Annotated in this window: 16 protein-coding genes; 3 read left to right on the top strand and 13 right to left on the bottom strand. The window is 45.7% G+C overall.

Annotated features, from left to right (window positions below; translation table 11 throughout):
- Positions 1-24 precede the first annotated feature (24 nt).
- From lepA to AZI86_RS10380, 5 genes are all read right to left on the bottom strand, one after another.
- Entirely contained in the window at positions 25-1,824 is a 1,800-nt protein-coding gene (gene lepA / locus AZI86_RS10400) for a translation elongation factor 4 (RefSeq protein ID WP_061834970.1), read from the bottom strand.
- A gap of 116 nt (positions 1,825-1,940) precedes the next feature.
- Positions 1,941-3,110, bottom strand: coding sequence for a methionine adenosyltransferase (gene metK / locus AZI86_RS10395; protein WP_061834969.1), 1,170 nt, complete (start codon positions 3,108-3,110; stop codon positions 1,941-1,943).
- 170 nt (positions 3,111-3,280) lie between these two features.
- Positions 3,281-3,631, bottom strand: a complete 351-nt coding sequence (gene hpf / locus AZI86_RS10390; RefSeq protein ID WP_061834968.1) for a ribosome hibernation-promoting factor, HPF/YfiA family — start codon at positions 3,629-3,631, stop codon at positions 3,281-3,283.
- A 167-nt stretch (positions 3,632-3,798) separates the two neighbouring features.
- A complete protein-coding gene (locus AZI86_RS10385; protein ID WP_061835148.1) occupies positions 3,799-4,344 on the bottom strand; it encodes a 5'-methylthioadenosine/S-adenosylhomocysteine nucleosidase family protein in 546 nt (181 codons plus the stop codon).
- A 16-nt stretch (positions 4,345-4,360) separates the two neighbouring features.
- Positions 4,361-4,858: an adenine phosphoribosyltransferase gene (locus AZI86_RS10380; RefSeq protein ID WP_061834967.1), complete on the bottom strand. Its 498-nt coding sequence runs from the start codon at positions 4,856-4,858 to the stop codon at positions 4,361-4,363.
- Between the two features lie 143 nt (positions 4,859-5,001).
- Here AZI86_RS10380 and AZI86_RS10375 point away from each other — a divergent pair, with 143 nt between their 5' ends.
- Positions 5,002-6,249, top strand: a complete 1,248-nt coding sequence (locus AZI86_RS10375) for a hypothetical protein (protein WP_061834966.1) — start codon at positions 5,002-5,004, stop codon at positions 6,247-6,249.
- A 96-nt stretch (positions 6,250-6,345) separates the two neighbouring features.
- A complete protein-coding gene (locus tag AZI86_RS10370; protein WP_061834965.1) occupies positions 6,346-6,753 on the top strand; it encodes a DUF2177 family protein in 408 nt (135 codons plus the stop codon).
- Here the strand turns inward: AZI86_RS10370 and AZI86_RS10365 are convergent.
- Together AZI86_RS10365 and AZI86_RS10360 are read right to left on the bottom strand one after the other, a co-directional pair.
- Positions 6,750-7,493, bottom strand: coding sequence for a c-type cytochrome (locus AZI86_RS10365; protein WP_061834963.1), 744 nt, complete (start codon positions 7,491-7,493; stop codon positions 6,750-6,752). The two genes, AZI86_RS10370 and AZI86_RS10365, sit on opposite strands and share 4 nt — an antisense overlap.
- On the bottom strand, positions 7,466-7,861 hold the full coding sequence (locus AZI86_RS10360; protein WP_061834962.1) for a hypothetical protein: 396 nt from the start codon (positions 7,859-7,861) through the stop codon (positions 7,466-7,468). Before AZI86_RS10360 ends, AZI86_RS10365 begins: the two co-directional genes overlap by 28 nt.
- 111 nt (positions 7,862-7,972) lie before the next feature.
- On the opposite strand from AZI86_RS10360, the gene AZI86_RS10355 reads away from it, so the two are divergent.
- Positions 7,973-8,821: a LysR family transcriptional regulator gene (locus AZI86_RS10355; RefSeq protein ID WP_061834961.1), complete on the top strand. Its 849-nt coding sequence runs from the start codon at positions 7,973-7,975 to the stop codon at positions 8,819-8,821.
- Between the two features lie 96 nt (positions 8,822-8,917).
- On the opposite strand, the gene rpoN is transcribed toward AZI86_RS10355, so the two are convergent.
- Genes rpoN through AZI86_RS10325 form a run of 6 tightly spaced genes read right to left on the bottom strand, consistent with a single transcriptional unit; the run spans position 8,918 to position 13,917 of the window.
- Complete coding sequence (gene rpoN / locus AZI86_RS10350) at positions 8,918-10,354, bottom strand: RNA polymerase factor sigma-54 (RefSeq protein ID WP_096000884.1); 1,437 nt, start codon at positions 10,352-10,354, stop codon at positions 8,918-8,920.
- 18 nt (positions 10,355-10,372) lie between these two features.
- On the bottom strand, positions 10,373-11,095 hold the full coding sequence (gene lptB, locus AZI86_RS10345; protein WP_061834959.1) for an LPS export ABC transporter ATP-binding protein: 723 nt from the start codon (positions 11,093-11,095) through the stop codon (positions 10,373-10,375).
- Positions 11,092-12,114 carry an LPS export ABC transporter periplasmic protein LptC gene (lptC, locus tag AZI86_RS10340; RefSeq protein ID WP_061834958.1) on the bottom strand — a complete coding sequence of 341 codons (1,023 nt, stop codon included), beginning with the start codon at positions 12,112-12,114 and terminating at the stop codon, positions 11,092-11,094. The genes lptB and lptC overlap by 4 nt, the downstream gene beginning before the upstream one ends.
- A gap of 46 nt (positions 12,115-12,160) precedes the next feature.
- Positions 12,161-12,751, bottom strand: coding sequence for an ExbD/TolR family protein (locus tag AZI86_RS10335; protein ID WP_061834957.1), 591 nt, complete (start codon positions 12,749-12,751; stop codon positions 12,161-12,163).
- Positions 12,751-13,227, bottom strand: coding sequence for an ExbD/TolR family protein (locus tag AZI86_RS10330; RefSeq protein WP_061834956.1), 477 nt, complete (start codon positions 13,225-13,227; stop codon positions 12,751-12,753). The genes AZI86_RS10335 and AZI86_RS10330 overlap by 1 nt, the downstream gene beginning before the upstream one ends.
- 6 nt (positions 13,228-13,233) lie before the next feature.
- A complete protein-coding gene (locus tag AZI86_RS10325; protein ID WP_253715860.1) occupies positions 13,234-13,917 on the bottom strand; it encodes a MotA/TolQ/ExbB proton channel family protein in 684 nt (227 codons plus the stop codon).
- Between the last annotated feature and the right edge of the window lie 4 nt (positions 13,918-13,921).

Genomic DNA, 13,921 nt, shown 5'->3' with positions numbered 1-13,921 from the left:
TTCAAGGTCGTCGAAACGGCCGAACTAGTCTTCGACTTTAAGAATCGCAAGGAAGGCTTCCTGAGGCACGTCGACCGTTCCGATCGCTTTCATGCGCTTTTTACCCTCTTTTTGCTTCTCTAAAAGTTTACGCTTACGGGAAATATCACCACCATAACACTTCGCGGTCACGTCTTTTTTCAACGCTCCCACCGTCTCACGGGCGATGATTTTAGAACCAATGGCCGCCTGAATCGCAATTTGGAACTGCTGACGAGGAATGAGCTCTTTCATTTTTTCAGTCAACTTACGTCCACGAGTCACGGCTTTTGATTTATGCACAATTAAGGACAACGCATCAATGGGCTCACCGTTAATTAAAATATCTAATTTCGCTAAGTCAGATTCTTCAAAACCCATGAATTCATACTCTAAAGAAGCGTATCCCTTAGAGATTGATTTCAAACGGTCATAGAAATCCATCACCATTTCATTCATCGGAAGTTTGTATTCAATGATGACCTTTTTATCCGTCACGTATTCCATTTTTAATTGGAATCCACGTTTGTCTTCACAAAGTTTTAAGATACCACCGATGTATTCTGTTGGCGTATGCAAAGTCACCTTTACGTAAGGTTCTTCAAATTTTGCAATTTGAGTTTCTTCTGGCATGCCCGTTGGATTTTCAAGCAACATCTCGGTGCCATCGGTTTTCGTAATTCGATAAACAACCGTGGGCGCTGTTGTTATCAAATCTAAATTGAACTCACGCTCTAAACGTTCTTGGACGATTTCCATATGTAAAAGACCTAAGAAACCGCAACGGTAGCCAAAGCCCAAAGCCGCCGATTTTTCAATTTCGAAAGTCAGCGATGAGTCATTTAAGCACAGTTTATCCAAAGCATCTTTTAAGCTTTCATATTCGGAAGCAACCACCGGGAAGATCCCGGCAAAAACCATCGGCTTGATTTTTTGGAAGCCCGGCAACGGTTCGATCGCACCGTGTTTTGCCGCCGTCACCGTATCACCGACTTTAACGTCACGGATGTCTTTAATACCGCAAATAATGAAACCCACCTCCCCGGCCTCAAGAACATCTTGAGGCGCCGGGAAAGGTTTGTATTTACCCATACGCAAAACTTCGTAATCACGGTCGGTCGCCATGAACTTGATCTTATCACCTTTTTTGATGACTCCATCCACCATACGAACCAGGACCACAACGCCTTGATAAGCATCAAACCACGAGTCAAAAATCAACGCACGTGCCGTAAGCGATCGATCCGCTTTCGGCGGTGGCACTTTTTCAACGATGGCTTCCAAGATATCTGTGATGCCGATTTTTTCTTTAGCCGATGCGTGAATGATCCCCGTTGTGTCTAAGCCCACGGTGTCTTCGATTTGTTTTGCCACTCCCTCTGGATCTGCTGATGGAAGATCGATTTTATTTAAAACCGGAATGATTTCTAAGTTATTTTCCATCGCCAAATAAACATTGGCCAATGTCTGCGCCTCAACCCCCTGGGCCGCATCGACAACCAAGATCGCACCTTCACAGGCGGCTAACGAACGAGACACCTCGTAAGAAAAGTCCACGTGCCCCGGCGTATCGATCAGGTTGATTTGGTATTGATTGCCGTCTTTAGATTTAAAATCCAAACACACAGTTTGCGCTTTGATGGTGATACCACGCTCGCGCTCCAGCTCCATATTGTCTAGGAATTGTTCTTTCTTTTCACGGTCTGATAAGGATCCGGTCGCAGCAAGAAGTCCATCGGCCAAAGTCGATTTACCGTGGTCGATGTGCGCGATAATAGAAAAGTTTCGTATAAATTTCGGATCCATTAAATTCCCAATCTTAAACTGAATGCAGAGATCGCCCGAGAGTACAAAAAGAAGCGCCGAGTTGCTACAAACAACTCGGCGCAATGATTAGCTTTTTTAAAGAACGAACGCAAAAACTATTTCACAGCTTCTTTAAGCTGCTCGATTTTGTTTAAACGCTCCCAAGTGAAGCCCTCTTCTTGGCGACCAAAGTGACCGTAAGACGCTGTCGGGCTGTAAATCGGGCGAAGAAGGTCCAAATCCTTCGTAATGCGAGCTGGGCGCAAATCGAAGACTTTGCGAACGGCTTGCTCCAATTTTTCAGTGCCAACTTTGCTTGTTCCGTAGTCATTGATGTTGATACTTACGGGCTCAGCAACACCAATGGCATACGCCACCTGAACTAAGCAACGCTCTGCAAGCTGGGCACCGACAATGTGCTTAGCAATATGACGTGCCGCATAAGCAGCGGATCTATCCACTTTTGAAGGGTCTTTTCCAGAGAACGCACCACCGCCGTGGGCCCCGTGGCCACCATAAGTGTCCACGATAATTTTACGACCGGTCAAACCCGCGTCACCCATGGGGCCACCCGTTACGAAACGGCCTGTTGGATTGATGTGGAATTTAGTTTTCGCGTCGATCCATTGAGAAGGAATTGATTTTTTGATCAATTCTTCGGTGATGAATTCTTTGATTGTAGAGTTATTTACCGAGTCCGCATGTTGCGTAGAAATAACGATCGTATCGATGCGTTTCGCCACACCATTTTCGTACTGAACAGTCACTTGAGATTTTGCATCCGGACGCAACCAATCTACTTTGTTAGCTTTACGGATCGCCGCAAGGTCCTTCACAAGTTTGTGAGACATCGCGATACTTAGAGGCATCAATTCCGGAGTTTCATTCACCGCGTAACCGAACATCAAACCTTGGTCACCAGCACCTTGATCGTCAGAAAGAGTTTCTTTAACTCCCGCCGCGATATCTGGAGACTGTTGACCCACGGCGATCATCACCCCGCAAGTTTTGTAATCGAAACCTTTATCAGAGTGATCATAGCCAATGCGCTTAACAACATCACGAACAACGTCTGTAAAGTTAACTTTGGCAGATGTCGTGATCTCGCCGCCAACCACGATCAAGCCGGTTGTAAGAAGAGTTTCACAGGCAACACGTCCCTTAGGGTCTTGGGCTAAGATAGCATCCAAGATACCGTCAGAGATTTGATCGGCCATTTTATCGGGATGTCCTTCGGAAACGGATTCACTGGTAAATAGATAGTTTTTCACTCGTGTATTCCTCATACGTGTAATGAGCTCGGCGGGGCCTCTTCAGATGGGCCTCACCATCCTAATCTTATTTATTTCGATTAGCGAGCGGTCAACCTAGCAAAACGGACTATGAGGGTCAAAAGAAAAAAGGTGACTCAAAATGAGCCACCTTTTGATTGAATTAAGTTAAATGGTAGGACGGTTTAAGCCGCCTTTTTCCAACGCATCACATGCTCGGTACGAGCCTCTTTGGTCTGCTCTGGTTTTTTATGGCTCTTAAACTGTTTATTCACCTTTAAAAACTGTTTTTCTAGCTTCTCGGCCGCAGCATCCACCGCCGCATAAGGGTCCGACGCAAAGCCCGTCGCCTTGAAATATTTCTGGCGAGTATTCACCGACAACTCTACGCAAAATTCATTTTTTTGCTTCGAGAAATAAACGCTGCCGTAACCTTCCTTCAGTAAAAAGCGCCCGACCTCACCCATACGTTCTTCCGTATAGTTCTGCAGAGATTCTGAATGGTCTAAGTGCTTGAAGGTATAGTTGATCTTCATTTTGTCTCCTGTTCCCGGCCTTCCCGTTGCGGGAAGCGCCTAAAATTCTTATCGGCTCACCTAGACTAAAGATGAGCCTTAATTTGAGACGGGTTAGGATTTTCTTTCGGTTAAAAGAAAAGTTAAAAAATCGAAGATATTTTTTGTCGAAATAGTGGGCAGGGCTCTTATTTGGTTATCATCCGGCCATAGTATTCAAAAAGCTTTTTAGAGCCATAAATTAAATTTTCCTGCCAGTCATTATGGGCGTTATGATCCGCGCCATCGGTAATATATTTAAGCGATATCAGCTGCACGCCCATTTTGCGACACACTTTAGCCAGCGCATATCCCTCCATATCAACCAAGTCACAGGCGACTTTTGGGACCCCTGTTTCAAAACTATCCCCGGTACCACAAATCCCCTTGGGCAGTTCGGGAAAATACGGAATCAATTCTATAGCGCCCGGAATTGGATCAAAAGGAGTCTCTCCCACTTTAAAACCCAAAGGAGAAATATCCATATCTCTTTGTACGAAAGTACTTACTTCCACCAACTCATGGGTTTTAAATTTTGAGCTTCCGGCCGTTCCTAAATTGATCATGACCTTACACTGCGTTTTTTGAATGGCCTCCATCGCCACAAAGGCCGCATTGACTTTGCCGATGCCCGTATAAATGACGGGAACGTTGGCGCCTTCAAAAAGACCTTGAGATTCCCCAGGCAAAGCCATCAATAATGCAACTTGGTTAATATTGAACAAGGGACATCACCTCTGCATTTTTGAATTTCATTTGGTTTAAGAAAGTAAGATTCACCAAGACGGCCACGGCTTCAACATTATAACCAGCTGCATGACTCACATCGATGGCCGCCTTCAAAGTACCACCGGTTGCTAAAACATCGTCGACAATCATGACGTTGCCTTTTCCAAGTGGCAGCTCGATTTCAGCACTGCCATATTCCAAGGCATAAGAAACTCTTTGCGTGGGTGGCGGCAATTTACCCGCTTTACGAATCGGCAGAAAACCTTTTTTATGGGTCGCCGCCATGTGCGCCGCCAAAATAAATCCACGTGACTCAATGCCGGCAAAATAATCGATCTTTGCCAGGTCGACATTTTTCACCAGATTTTTTGACACAAAATCCAGAGCTTCTGGGTTCTGCAAAAGTGGAGACATGTCGCGAAATAAAATTCCTTCTTTAGGGAAGTTGGGTACGTCGCGGATGAGGCTTTTTAAGTTCATGGATACTCCTGTAGGGACGGTAAGCCGGAGCTACGGTTCGACCGAGGCCGAACGCGGCTCGGTTTCACACGGTGAAACAGTATTCAAAAATGAGGAACTAGTAAAGGCTGACTTTATGAAATGATTCATATTAGCATAGAGTCATGACGTCCCTGATAAAGCTGCTTCTTGGTCTGGTTATAATGGCCAATGCGGCTTGCTCGACATCACAAATCATTCGCAATTCTGAGTATGCCAACTCTGAAGCTTCTTATCGCTCTGGCGATGTGCCGCAGGCCGTACAGCGTTTTCCTAAAAAAGAAGAAGGTGGATTTGTCACTTCGATTGAAAAATCGTGGTTGTTATTTTGGTTGGGCGAAAATGACAACACCGATCTAATGAAGCAAGTTTCCACGTTGGACAGTCGCCGTTACACCAGCATTTCGCGCGAAGCGCAGTATTTTTTCTATAACGAAAGTGAAGACGGTTATATTCCGGCAGAGCATGAAATCATCGTGATGCATATGCTAAACGCAATGCTTTTTATGCGCCAAGAAAAATGGACCGAAGCGCGAGTCGAAGCACGCCGGGCCACTTTCTTTTTACAAAATTATTTCCGCGAAGATCAAAATCACTTTGATGATCCCGCTTTGCGATTATGGCTTGCGGGCATATGGGCCTCTTTAGGTGAATGGAATGAAGCTCAAGTGGACTTGCGCAAAGCTTATGAGCTCACTAAAAATAAATCTCTCTTGCCGCTGTTAGAAGGCTCTAAGCCGCCGACTGAGTTCACCGTGGTATTTACCGGCGGCGGGCCCACAGTTCAGTGGTTTGATGGCGAAGCTATTCCTACATTCACCAATAACACCTCAGCACCGACTTACAAAATCAGTTTTGAAACCATGCCTTGGTATCGACGACATCTTCTGCGCAATACGGAAATTCGTGATGTCATCATGAAATCAAATTACATGGCTCAGTATTATGGATTGAACACTTCGGTGGGTGCCGAAAAAACGGTGGGCTATACGGCCGCCAACACATTGCGCGCCTCAGGACTTCTTTTAGGAACTGCGATCGTGGCAGGCGCAGTCCTTATCGTTGCGCAGGCAGCTCAGGGAGGAGCCACCGATGGAATGGGAGAGTTCTTAGGCTACGCCATCGGCGGCGGAGTCGCCGTCGGCAGTGCCATATGGAAAGAGGGCGACAAAGTGTCTGCCAATACGGCCAAATCCGCAGATCGACGCATGAAAGAAGGTTTAGAGAACTTGAAAACCTATCGCTACGTCCGCTTTATGCCCAGCTGGATTTCGGTGACAGATAAATATGAACTGCAAACACCGCAGAGAATTGTCACCTATCTAAAATCACCCAACTCAAAAACCAAAGTGCAATTCGTGCAAGCTTTCTGATCCCCCGACGTCGTGCGGGATGTGTTTTCGCATTTCAAATGCTTTGCGCGGTATTTTTTGTTTCACCCAACATAAGATGCCGTCTTGGGAGGCTCCGTGGGCTCATTAAAACTTTTTGGTATCGCTTTAGTCGCCGTTGTTATTATTGATTACATTTGGTTGGGATTTATCGCCAAAGATTATTACATCCGCTCTTACGGAGATCTGGCACGCACGGTGAATGGAGAATTCAAACCACAAATCTGGGCCGCCGTGATCGTTTATTTTTTGCTGGCCTTAGGAGTCACCCAGTTTGTCATCCCGTTGACGACGGAGGCTTCTTTCTTAGGAACTTTTCTTAAGGGCGCCTTCTTAGGGTTAATTATTTACGGCGTTTACGATATGACCGCGATGGCCGTGCTTCGCGATTGGCCCTTGGGAAATTCAATCGTCGATATGATCTGGGGATCGTTTCTTTGCGGTACAGTCACGTTGATTACGAAAACGGCGCAGGAATATATCTAAAAGCCACGAATAAAGTCCTGCAGTTCTTGTTTTTCTTTATCACTTAACGTGAAACCCAAGGGCGGCATTTCACCTCTGGAAACCAGCGATTCAATGGTCGCCATCTGCTGTCTTTGCAAAAGACCCCGGGCAAAAAATCCGGTCTCATTGTGGCAATGCAGACAGGTCGCCACTTTAAGTTCCTGAACCGCTTCGGGCGTTTTATGGCGGAAGGGGATTTTCATCTTTTGGTCTTCCACGTCGTGGCTAGGGTCATATTGGATACGGCCATAGGTTTTAATCCTCAAATTCCAAGCCGCCACTCTTATTTTATCCTGCAAATTTAACGGCGCCTTGTCGTCTGCATTAAGAGCGCGCAAAGCCCGGGGGCCGTTGTTGTGGCAAATCATGCAGCTAACGCTGAATTCGATTTTCTTTAAGGGAAGATCCTCTTCCCAAACCAAAGGACCATCGGCCAACTGATAAAACTTTGCCGTGAAGGGTTTTACCGTTTTATCAACCACGATGGCCAGTCGATCCCATTTACTGCTTTCAACAAATCGCCCATAGTGACTTTGGTTCATCATCCACACATCTTTATCCCATCCAGGGAAAAATCGAATTTCATTATAAACCGGCTGAAGCTCTGCATTTTTTGATTCTGCCGAAGCGAAGATCACCGATGACGAGTTCCCGAAAGAACTCGCCACCGCGATCAGCAAAATAAGCGCTATTATGGAAGTGTATATTTTTTGTTGCATACAAAGTCATAGACGTGGTTACCCACAGTCAGCTTGGCGTAATAAGAAGCTTTAACGGGTTTTGGCGGAAACTCTCCGCCCGGGCAACGTCCACACGGCGGCGAAAAAGATGTCGACTTCACCACTTTTAGGGTCACCTCTTGGTCATCTGCCGTTGGATGCATGACATACTGTTCCCCGACCACGAGCCCTTGGAAATTCTCGACATTACGAAAGATATACAATGAGGCTTCTACTTTCGCGCCGGGTCCGTTTTCTAAAATCTCTAGAGTTTCTAGTTTTTTGTTGTTGCAAGTAAAGCTTCCAGTGACAGACCAGCCCGTTGAGGCTGAAAGTGTTAGGGCCGCAGCCAATATTAGGTTTTTCATTTTTTCTCCTTTTAAGTGAATCGGTATTGATCCTTGAAAGAGCTTTTAAAAGATATTCATCAATAATAAAAATTAATTGTTTTAATTGGATCATTAGAATATTTAATACCTATGAAGATCTCTCACTTAGGCCTGCAGGCCTTTCAGCAGACGGCCACAGACCTAAATATCACTTTAGCCGCGGAAAATCTGGGACTCACTCAGTCCGCCCTTTCCCAACGTATTGCTCAGCTCGAGGACTATTTAGAAATCTCGCTTTTTGTCCGCGAACCTCGGGGACTTAAACTGACAGAGGCCGGGGAACGCCTTTTACGCTTTGCCAGCCTTAATCGCAGTCTTGAAGACGAACTTTTAACCGAACTCAATGGCGCCAAAGGCGAACTTGCCGGAACATTCCGTTTGGCGGCCTATTCTTCCGTCTTAAGGTCCTTAGTCATCCCCGCTCTGGCAGATTTCCTAAGAAAAAATCCCGCCGTACACATTCACTTTCAATCACACGAGATCGCGGATTTGCCCAAAGCTCTTTCCACCATCAGTGCCGACGCAATTATCATGGACTATCAATGGAACAAAAAGGGCATTACTGAAACCGTCTTAGGGTATGAAGAATTCGTGGCTATCGAAAGCGCCAGCTACGAAACACCGACGGACGTGTATTTGGATCACAGCCCCAGCGATAACGCGACAGAGGAGTTTTTTAAAAACCAGCCACGCGCACCGAAAAAAATCCGTCGTTCTTTTATGGGTGATGTTTATGGAATTATCGACGGCGTTGAAAAAGGCTTGGGTCGCGCCATCATGAGCCGTCATCTTATTCAAAACCATAAGCACATACGCGTCCTGACCGGATACAACAAGTACAAACGCCCCATCACTTTGCATTATTTTGAACAGCCTTATTATTCAAAGCTGGCCCAAAGAATTTTCGCCGAATTAGAAAAAAACATCAAATTAGGTTAAGGGAATGGGTGGTCGCTTTAAAACAAAAGCCCCGCTCTTGTGCGGGGCTTTTTGTGTACCGAAAGTCGACGAAAAGAAGCTGGTACCTAGAGGTACCTAGAAATATTTTTTACGTTGGGATGATGGCAAGATCTTTAGCATGTCGCGGTACTTGGCGACTGTGCGGCGGGCGATCTGAATGCCTTCGACTTTTAAAAGATCCACGATCTTTTGGTCTGAAAGTGGATTTTTTGGATCTTCTTTACCGACCAAATCTTTGATTTTAATTTTCACCGACTCACTGGCTAACGACTCACCATCTGATGAACTGATACCAGAGTTGAAGAAGTATTTAAGCTCGTAAATACCTTGCGGGGTATGCACGTACTTCGCCGTGGTGACACGGGAAACCGTGGATTCATGCATGCCGATGTCGTTGGCGATATCTCTCAAAACCATTGGTTTTAAGAACTCCGAACCCTTTTCAAAGAAGTCACGTTGGTGCTTCACAATGGATTCAGCAACCTTGTAAATAGTACGTTGACGTTGATGGATGGATTTAATCAACCAAACCGCCGAACGCAGCTTTTCTTGGATATAATCTTGCGTTTTATCGCCCGTGGTTTTGCCGCCCTTAAGCATGTTTTTATAGAAGTTTGAAATCTTCAAACGCGGCAAACCATCTTCGTTTAATGAAACGACATAATCGTCGCCCACTTTATAAACGTAAACATCCGGGGTTACATAGTGTGTGTCGCTGCTAACAAAAGCGCGGCCTGGTTTCGGATCCATGGCATAAATGATTTTACACATCTCCACCACGTCTTCGACGTCACGGCCCAAAGCCTTTGCGATGGCTTCGTAGTTTTTCTTTTCTAGATCTTTTAAGTGATTGTTAATCAAGTTAACAAGATCGTGCGTGTCTTCTTCTAAGTGTTTGGCCTGAACCAAAAGACATTCTTTAAGGTCACGTGCGCCCACGCCGGGTGGATCAAATTCGTGAATCAAAGTCAGCGTGTCTTCTAAAAGACCTAGGTCAATTTTTTCTTCTTCGGCAATTTGCTCAAGCGGAACTTTGATATAGCCATCATCGTCTATCGCGCCGATAAGCGCATCGGCGGCGCGCTCTTCTTCTTCCGAAAAGCCGTTCATTTTAACTTGCCAATAAAGGTGATCCGCCAAAGTTTGAGACGCCGTGATGACGTTCTCATAATTCATGATCTCTTCCGAACCGGCCATTCCAGATTGCGGAGGTTTCTGATTGGCTTCGATGTAGGATTCCCACTCGAATTCGTCTTGTTTTTGCGGATCTTGAGAGATTTGGTCGTTGCTAGTTTCACCGCCCGCTTCAACTTCGGTGGCGGCTTCTTTGGTACGTTGAAGATCTTCTTCTTTTAATTGTTCGGCTTCTTCTAGGATAGGATTTTCTTCAAGTTCAGAGCGAACAGCGGACTCTAATTCCATGCGCGACATCTGCAAAAGCTTGATTGCTTGTTGCAACTGAGGCGTGATGACCAGAGATTGACTCAGGTTCATCGATTGTCGAAGAGCCATACGTATCCTTACTAAGCTTTATAGCTTAAAGTTTTCCCCAAGATAGAACTTGCGGGCGATCTCAGAATTTGCGATTTCATCAGAACTTCCGCTAACCTGGATCTTCCCATCCTTCAGTATATAAGCATAATCGCAAATGCCTAAAGTCTCACGCACGTTGTGATCGGTAATCAAAACTCCTATACCTTTGGCCTTAAGTTCACGAATGATACCTTGAATATCACCCACCGCAATCGGGTCAATACCGGCAAAGGGTTCATCTAATAGCAAGAACTTAGGTTCGCCGGCCAAGGCACGCGCGATTTCAACACGACGGCGCTCACCTCCAGAAAGGGCATAACCATAGCTGTCGCGAATATGTCCGATATGGAAGTCACCAATCAGCTGCTCTAAACGCTCGGCCCGCTCTGCACCTGAATAGCCATGCGCTTCTAAAGCGACGATGATATTTTCAGAAACCGTCAGCTTACGAAATATACTTGGCTCTTGGGCTAAATAACTTAAACCCTCGCGCGCACGACGATACATCGGTTCTTGAGAGATATTCGTTTCATCAATATTGATCGTTCCGGAATCGGGCTGAACTAGACCCACCACCATATAAAACGAAGTGGTCTTACCTGCTCCGTTAGGACCTAAAAGTCCGACAACTTGTCCTGACTCTACAGAAAAAGAAGCGCCATCAACGACTTTACGTTTTTTGAAAGTTTTGGAAATTTCTTTGATGGTGAGCATGCTCATTGTTCTTTATTCTCCACTCGGGCTCGGACACGTTCCACTTTAACTTTTTTTCCGCCTTCAAGGAAGATGATTTCTTCACCTACAAGTTCATCATTATTCTGAATCACTTTGGGTCGACCTTGAAAAACATATCGGTCGGCCAGCAGGTCTAAATTCACTCTGTCGGAAGTCGCAAATTTGTCCACATCACTGACCTTAACGCCTCCGCGCACTTCCACAGAACTTAAAAACTTTGCACCCTTGTTATAAACGAAGGACGCCTCAGGTCCTTCCAGGCGCATATTGTCATAATTCATGCGCACGGCGCCGAAAAATTTGGCTTCATTATTCTTGCCGCTAAACTCCGCCCCATCAGCCGCGATCTGAAATTTCTTTCCCTCTTTGTGGGGCTTTTCGGCCGTGACTTTTTCTTGAATCACCATCTTGGATTGATCCACAAAAACTTTCATCTTACGCCCCTTTAATTCCATACCCCCCATGGAGCCCTCAGGAGGTCCACGCATTTCGACTTGCTCGGGACTTTCAATAATTCTGCTTTTGGTATTGTAGTAAATCGACGGTGTTTTAAAAAGATAGCCGTTTTCAGAGCGGGTCACGACATTTCCCACCACGCTAATATTCCGGGTGGCAGAATCAATAGTTCCTGTATCCCCCGTGACGGTGAATTCGACTTTCTCTTTGTTATAAAAAAGAACGCGCACCTGATGAAGCTTCCAGTTTCCCGCGCCTTGACTGCCCTCGGCGGCTTTCGAGAATAATTCCCAATCGCGCGTTCCTTGTTGGCTTTCAACCAAATGGACGCCACCCATTTTTTGGTCAGCGACCGAGTTGATTTCATCGGGTTTTTCCCCGCGCTTCACTCGTTCTTCTTTTTCTTTAAGAGTTTTATTTTGAGCTTCAACCCGGGCTCGGACCTCAGCTTCATCTTCGTGTTCTAAGCGCGAGGGAAATACGATAAGAATTTCCACAAACAGAAGGCCTAATAACGTAATGAAGATGATATTTTTAAATTTGCCCATCAAGGTCCCAGTTTCTAACGAATCCTGGGACTATGGTAGAAGTTTTTTACTGAGAAGTCGACTCGGTGGGCAGTTTAGTCACCGCGAAATTGATTTCGCCTGCACCGGCTTCTGTCACCGTGAATAGAACTTTTTTGATCGTTAAGAAATCCACATCTTTATCGGCTTGGATTGTAACCTTACTCCATTGATTTGGATCTTCTTCGTTTTCACCACGCGTCGCTTCGACGGCGTCCCGAATACGGTTCTGAAGCTTGCTTTCTTGTTCTGCTTTTTTCTTTTGCAGGGCTTCAGCCAGTTGATCCTTCAGACGCTGAATATTCCAATCTTCGGCCGCTTGAACTTCTTCAAACGTCGCTACTTGGTCTTTATCCAACAGAACTTCTTTATTAGAAATCGTGACAACATGAGATGGTTTTAATTCTCTCACACTGCTTGCTTGCGGCAGAACAACTTCCTTAGGAATATACAAAATTTCCCCTGTAGAATTGTAGTTCTGCAAAAGGAAGATCACGAGAACCGTAAACATGTCGACCATGGCTGTCAAAGACAGTAAAGCCGTGACGTCACGTTTCCCTTTTCGTTTGGATAAAATATTGTGATAACGATGTCTTTCACCAGGTCTAAAGATGGCCATTAGATCGGCCCTCCCGTCGCCACAGAAACTGCCGTGAATCCTGAAGATAAGCAATTATCCATGGCTTTGATAAGCTGTTCGTAAGGAATGACGTCGGCCACCGTAAGAATGGCGTCCACTTTTTCCGGGTACAATTGTTTGACTCGTTGAAGCTGGGCTACTAAACCCGCGTCATCAAATTGGTCGTTCAATTTCGGAAGACTGATGATTTGTCTCCCAACAGTTAAGACATATCCACCTTCCTTCACATCCACTTTTAACACCACGTCGGCGTTAGGTGGAGGTGTAGGAGCCGGTTGCGTTTCCGACTTCTTCCCGTAAAGTGAACTGCCAATTTGAATCATCGACACTTGGGTCCAAACAGCAGTGATCAGAAGGAACGTAATAAGAACGGACATCAAATCGATGACCGGTACGAGATTTAACTCGACATTCTTTTTCCGACCGCTGGAATCACCACTATCTATGTGAGCCATTTTAACCTACTCTTTAATTTTTTCTCTGTTCGCAACGACTAGATTTAACAAGCTCATGCTTGTTTCGATCACTTCGTTTTCTGTTTTTTGGATCTTATGTTGGAACAAACCGTAAGCCACGATGGATACGATCGCCACGAAAAGACCGAAAGCCGTACAATTCAAGGCATGCGAGATACCTTTTGAAAGTTCCAATGCTTTTGTTGCTGGATCGGCGGCTGCCACCGCGCGGAATGAACCGATCATACCGATGATCGTTCCTAATAGACCCGCAAGAACCGCGATATTACCGAAAACCGCCAAGAAAGAAGTCCAACCTTCTACCTTTGGCATTTCGCGCATTACGGCCGCATCCATCGCCACTTGAACTTCTTCGTCCGGGCGTTTGTTCATTGCTTGCACCAATCCAGATTTTACCACGTTCGTCAACGGAGCGGGACGAGCATCGCAATAAGAAATAGCTTGGCGAAGATCGCCCGCTACGACCATGCGGAATACTTGGTCAGTGAATTCTTTTTTATCCACTGAAAGGTTTTTAAATTTCATCATGCGCTCGATGATCAAGAAAATCGCCAAAACCGCGATAACCGCGATGATGTACATGACGAATCCGCCTTCAGCGAACGCACGCTGAATCATATTCATGTTGTCGCCCGTGGCGACGGCTGTTGCTGCTACTGTTGGGTTCACGAAA

It is taken from the genome of Bdellovibrio bacteriovorus (genome assembly GCF_001592735.1).
GTDB lineage: Bacteria > Bdellovibrionota > Bdellovibrionia > Bdellovibrionales > Bdellovibrionaceae > Bdellovibrio > Bdellovibrio bacteriovorus_D.
Note: the sequence above shows the minus strand (reverse complement) of the source record. Positions and strands in the feature narration are given on the sequence as shown.

Coding starts and splice junctions, on each gene's coding strand:
- lepA (WP_061834970.1), bottom strand. CDS start 1,824: ATGGATCCGAAATTTATACGAAACTTTTCTATTATCGCGCACATCGAC.
- metK (WP_061834969.1), bottom strand. CDS start 3,110: ATGAGGAATACACGAGTGAAAAACTATCTATTTACCAGTGAATCCGTT.
- hpf (WP_061834968.1), bottom strand. CDS start 3,631: ATGAAGATCAACTATACCTTCAAGCACTTAGACCATTCAGAATCTCTG.
- AZI86_RS10385 (WP_061835148.1), bottom strand. CDS start 4,344: ATGGCTTTGCCTGGGGAATCTCAAGGTCTTTTTGAAGGCGCCAACGTT.
- AZI86_RS10380 (WP_061834967.1), bottom strand. CDS start 4,858: ATGAACTTAAAAAGCCTCATCCGCGACGTACCCAACTTCCCTAAAGAA.
- AZI86_RS10375 (WP_061834966.1), top strand. CDS start 5,002: ATGACGTCCCTGATAAAGCTGCTTCTTGGTCTGGTTATAATGGCCAAT.
- AZI86_RS10365 (WP_061834963.1), bottom strand. CDS start 7,493: ATGCAACAAAAAATATACACTTCCATAATAGCGCTTATTTTGCTGATC.
- AZI86_RS10360 (WP_061834962.1), bottom strand. CDS start 7,861: ATGAAAAACCTAATATTGGCTGCGGCCCTAACACTTTCAGCCTCAACG.
- AZI86_RS10355 (WP_061834961.1), top strand. CDS start 7,973: ATGAAGATCTCTCACTTAGGCCTGCAGGCCTTTCAGCAGACGGCCACA.
- rpoN (WP_096000884.1), bottom strand. CDS start 10,354: ATGGCTCTTCGACAATCGATGAACCTGAGTCAATCTCTGGTCATCACG.
- lptB (WP_061834959.1), bottom strand. CDS start 11,095: ATGAGCATGCTCACCATCAAAGAAATTTCCAAAACTTTCAAAAAACGT.
- lptC (WP_061834958.1), bottom strand. CDS start 12,114: ATGGGCAAATTTAAAAATATCATCTTCATTACGTTATTAGGCCTTCTG.
- AZI86_RS10335 (WP_061834957.1), bottom strand. CDS start 12,751: ATGGCCATCTTTAGACCTGGTGAAAGACATCGTTATCACAATATTTTA.
- AZI86_RS10330 (WP_061834956.1), bottom strand. CDS start 13,227: ATGGCTCACATAGATAGTGGTGATTCCAGCGGTCGGAAAAAGAATGTC.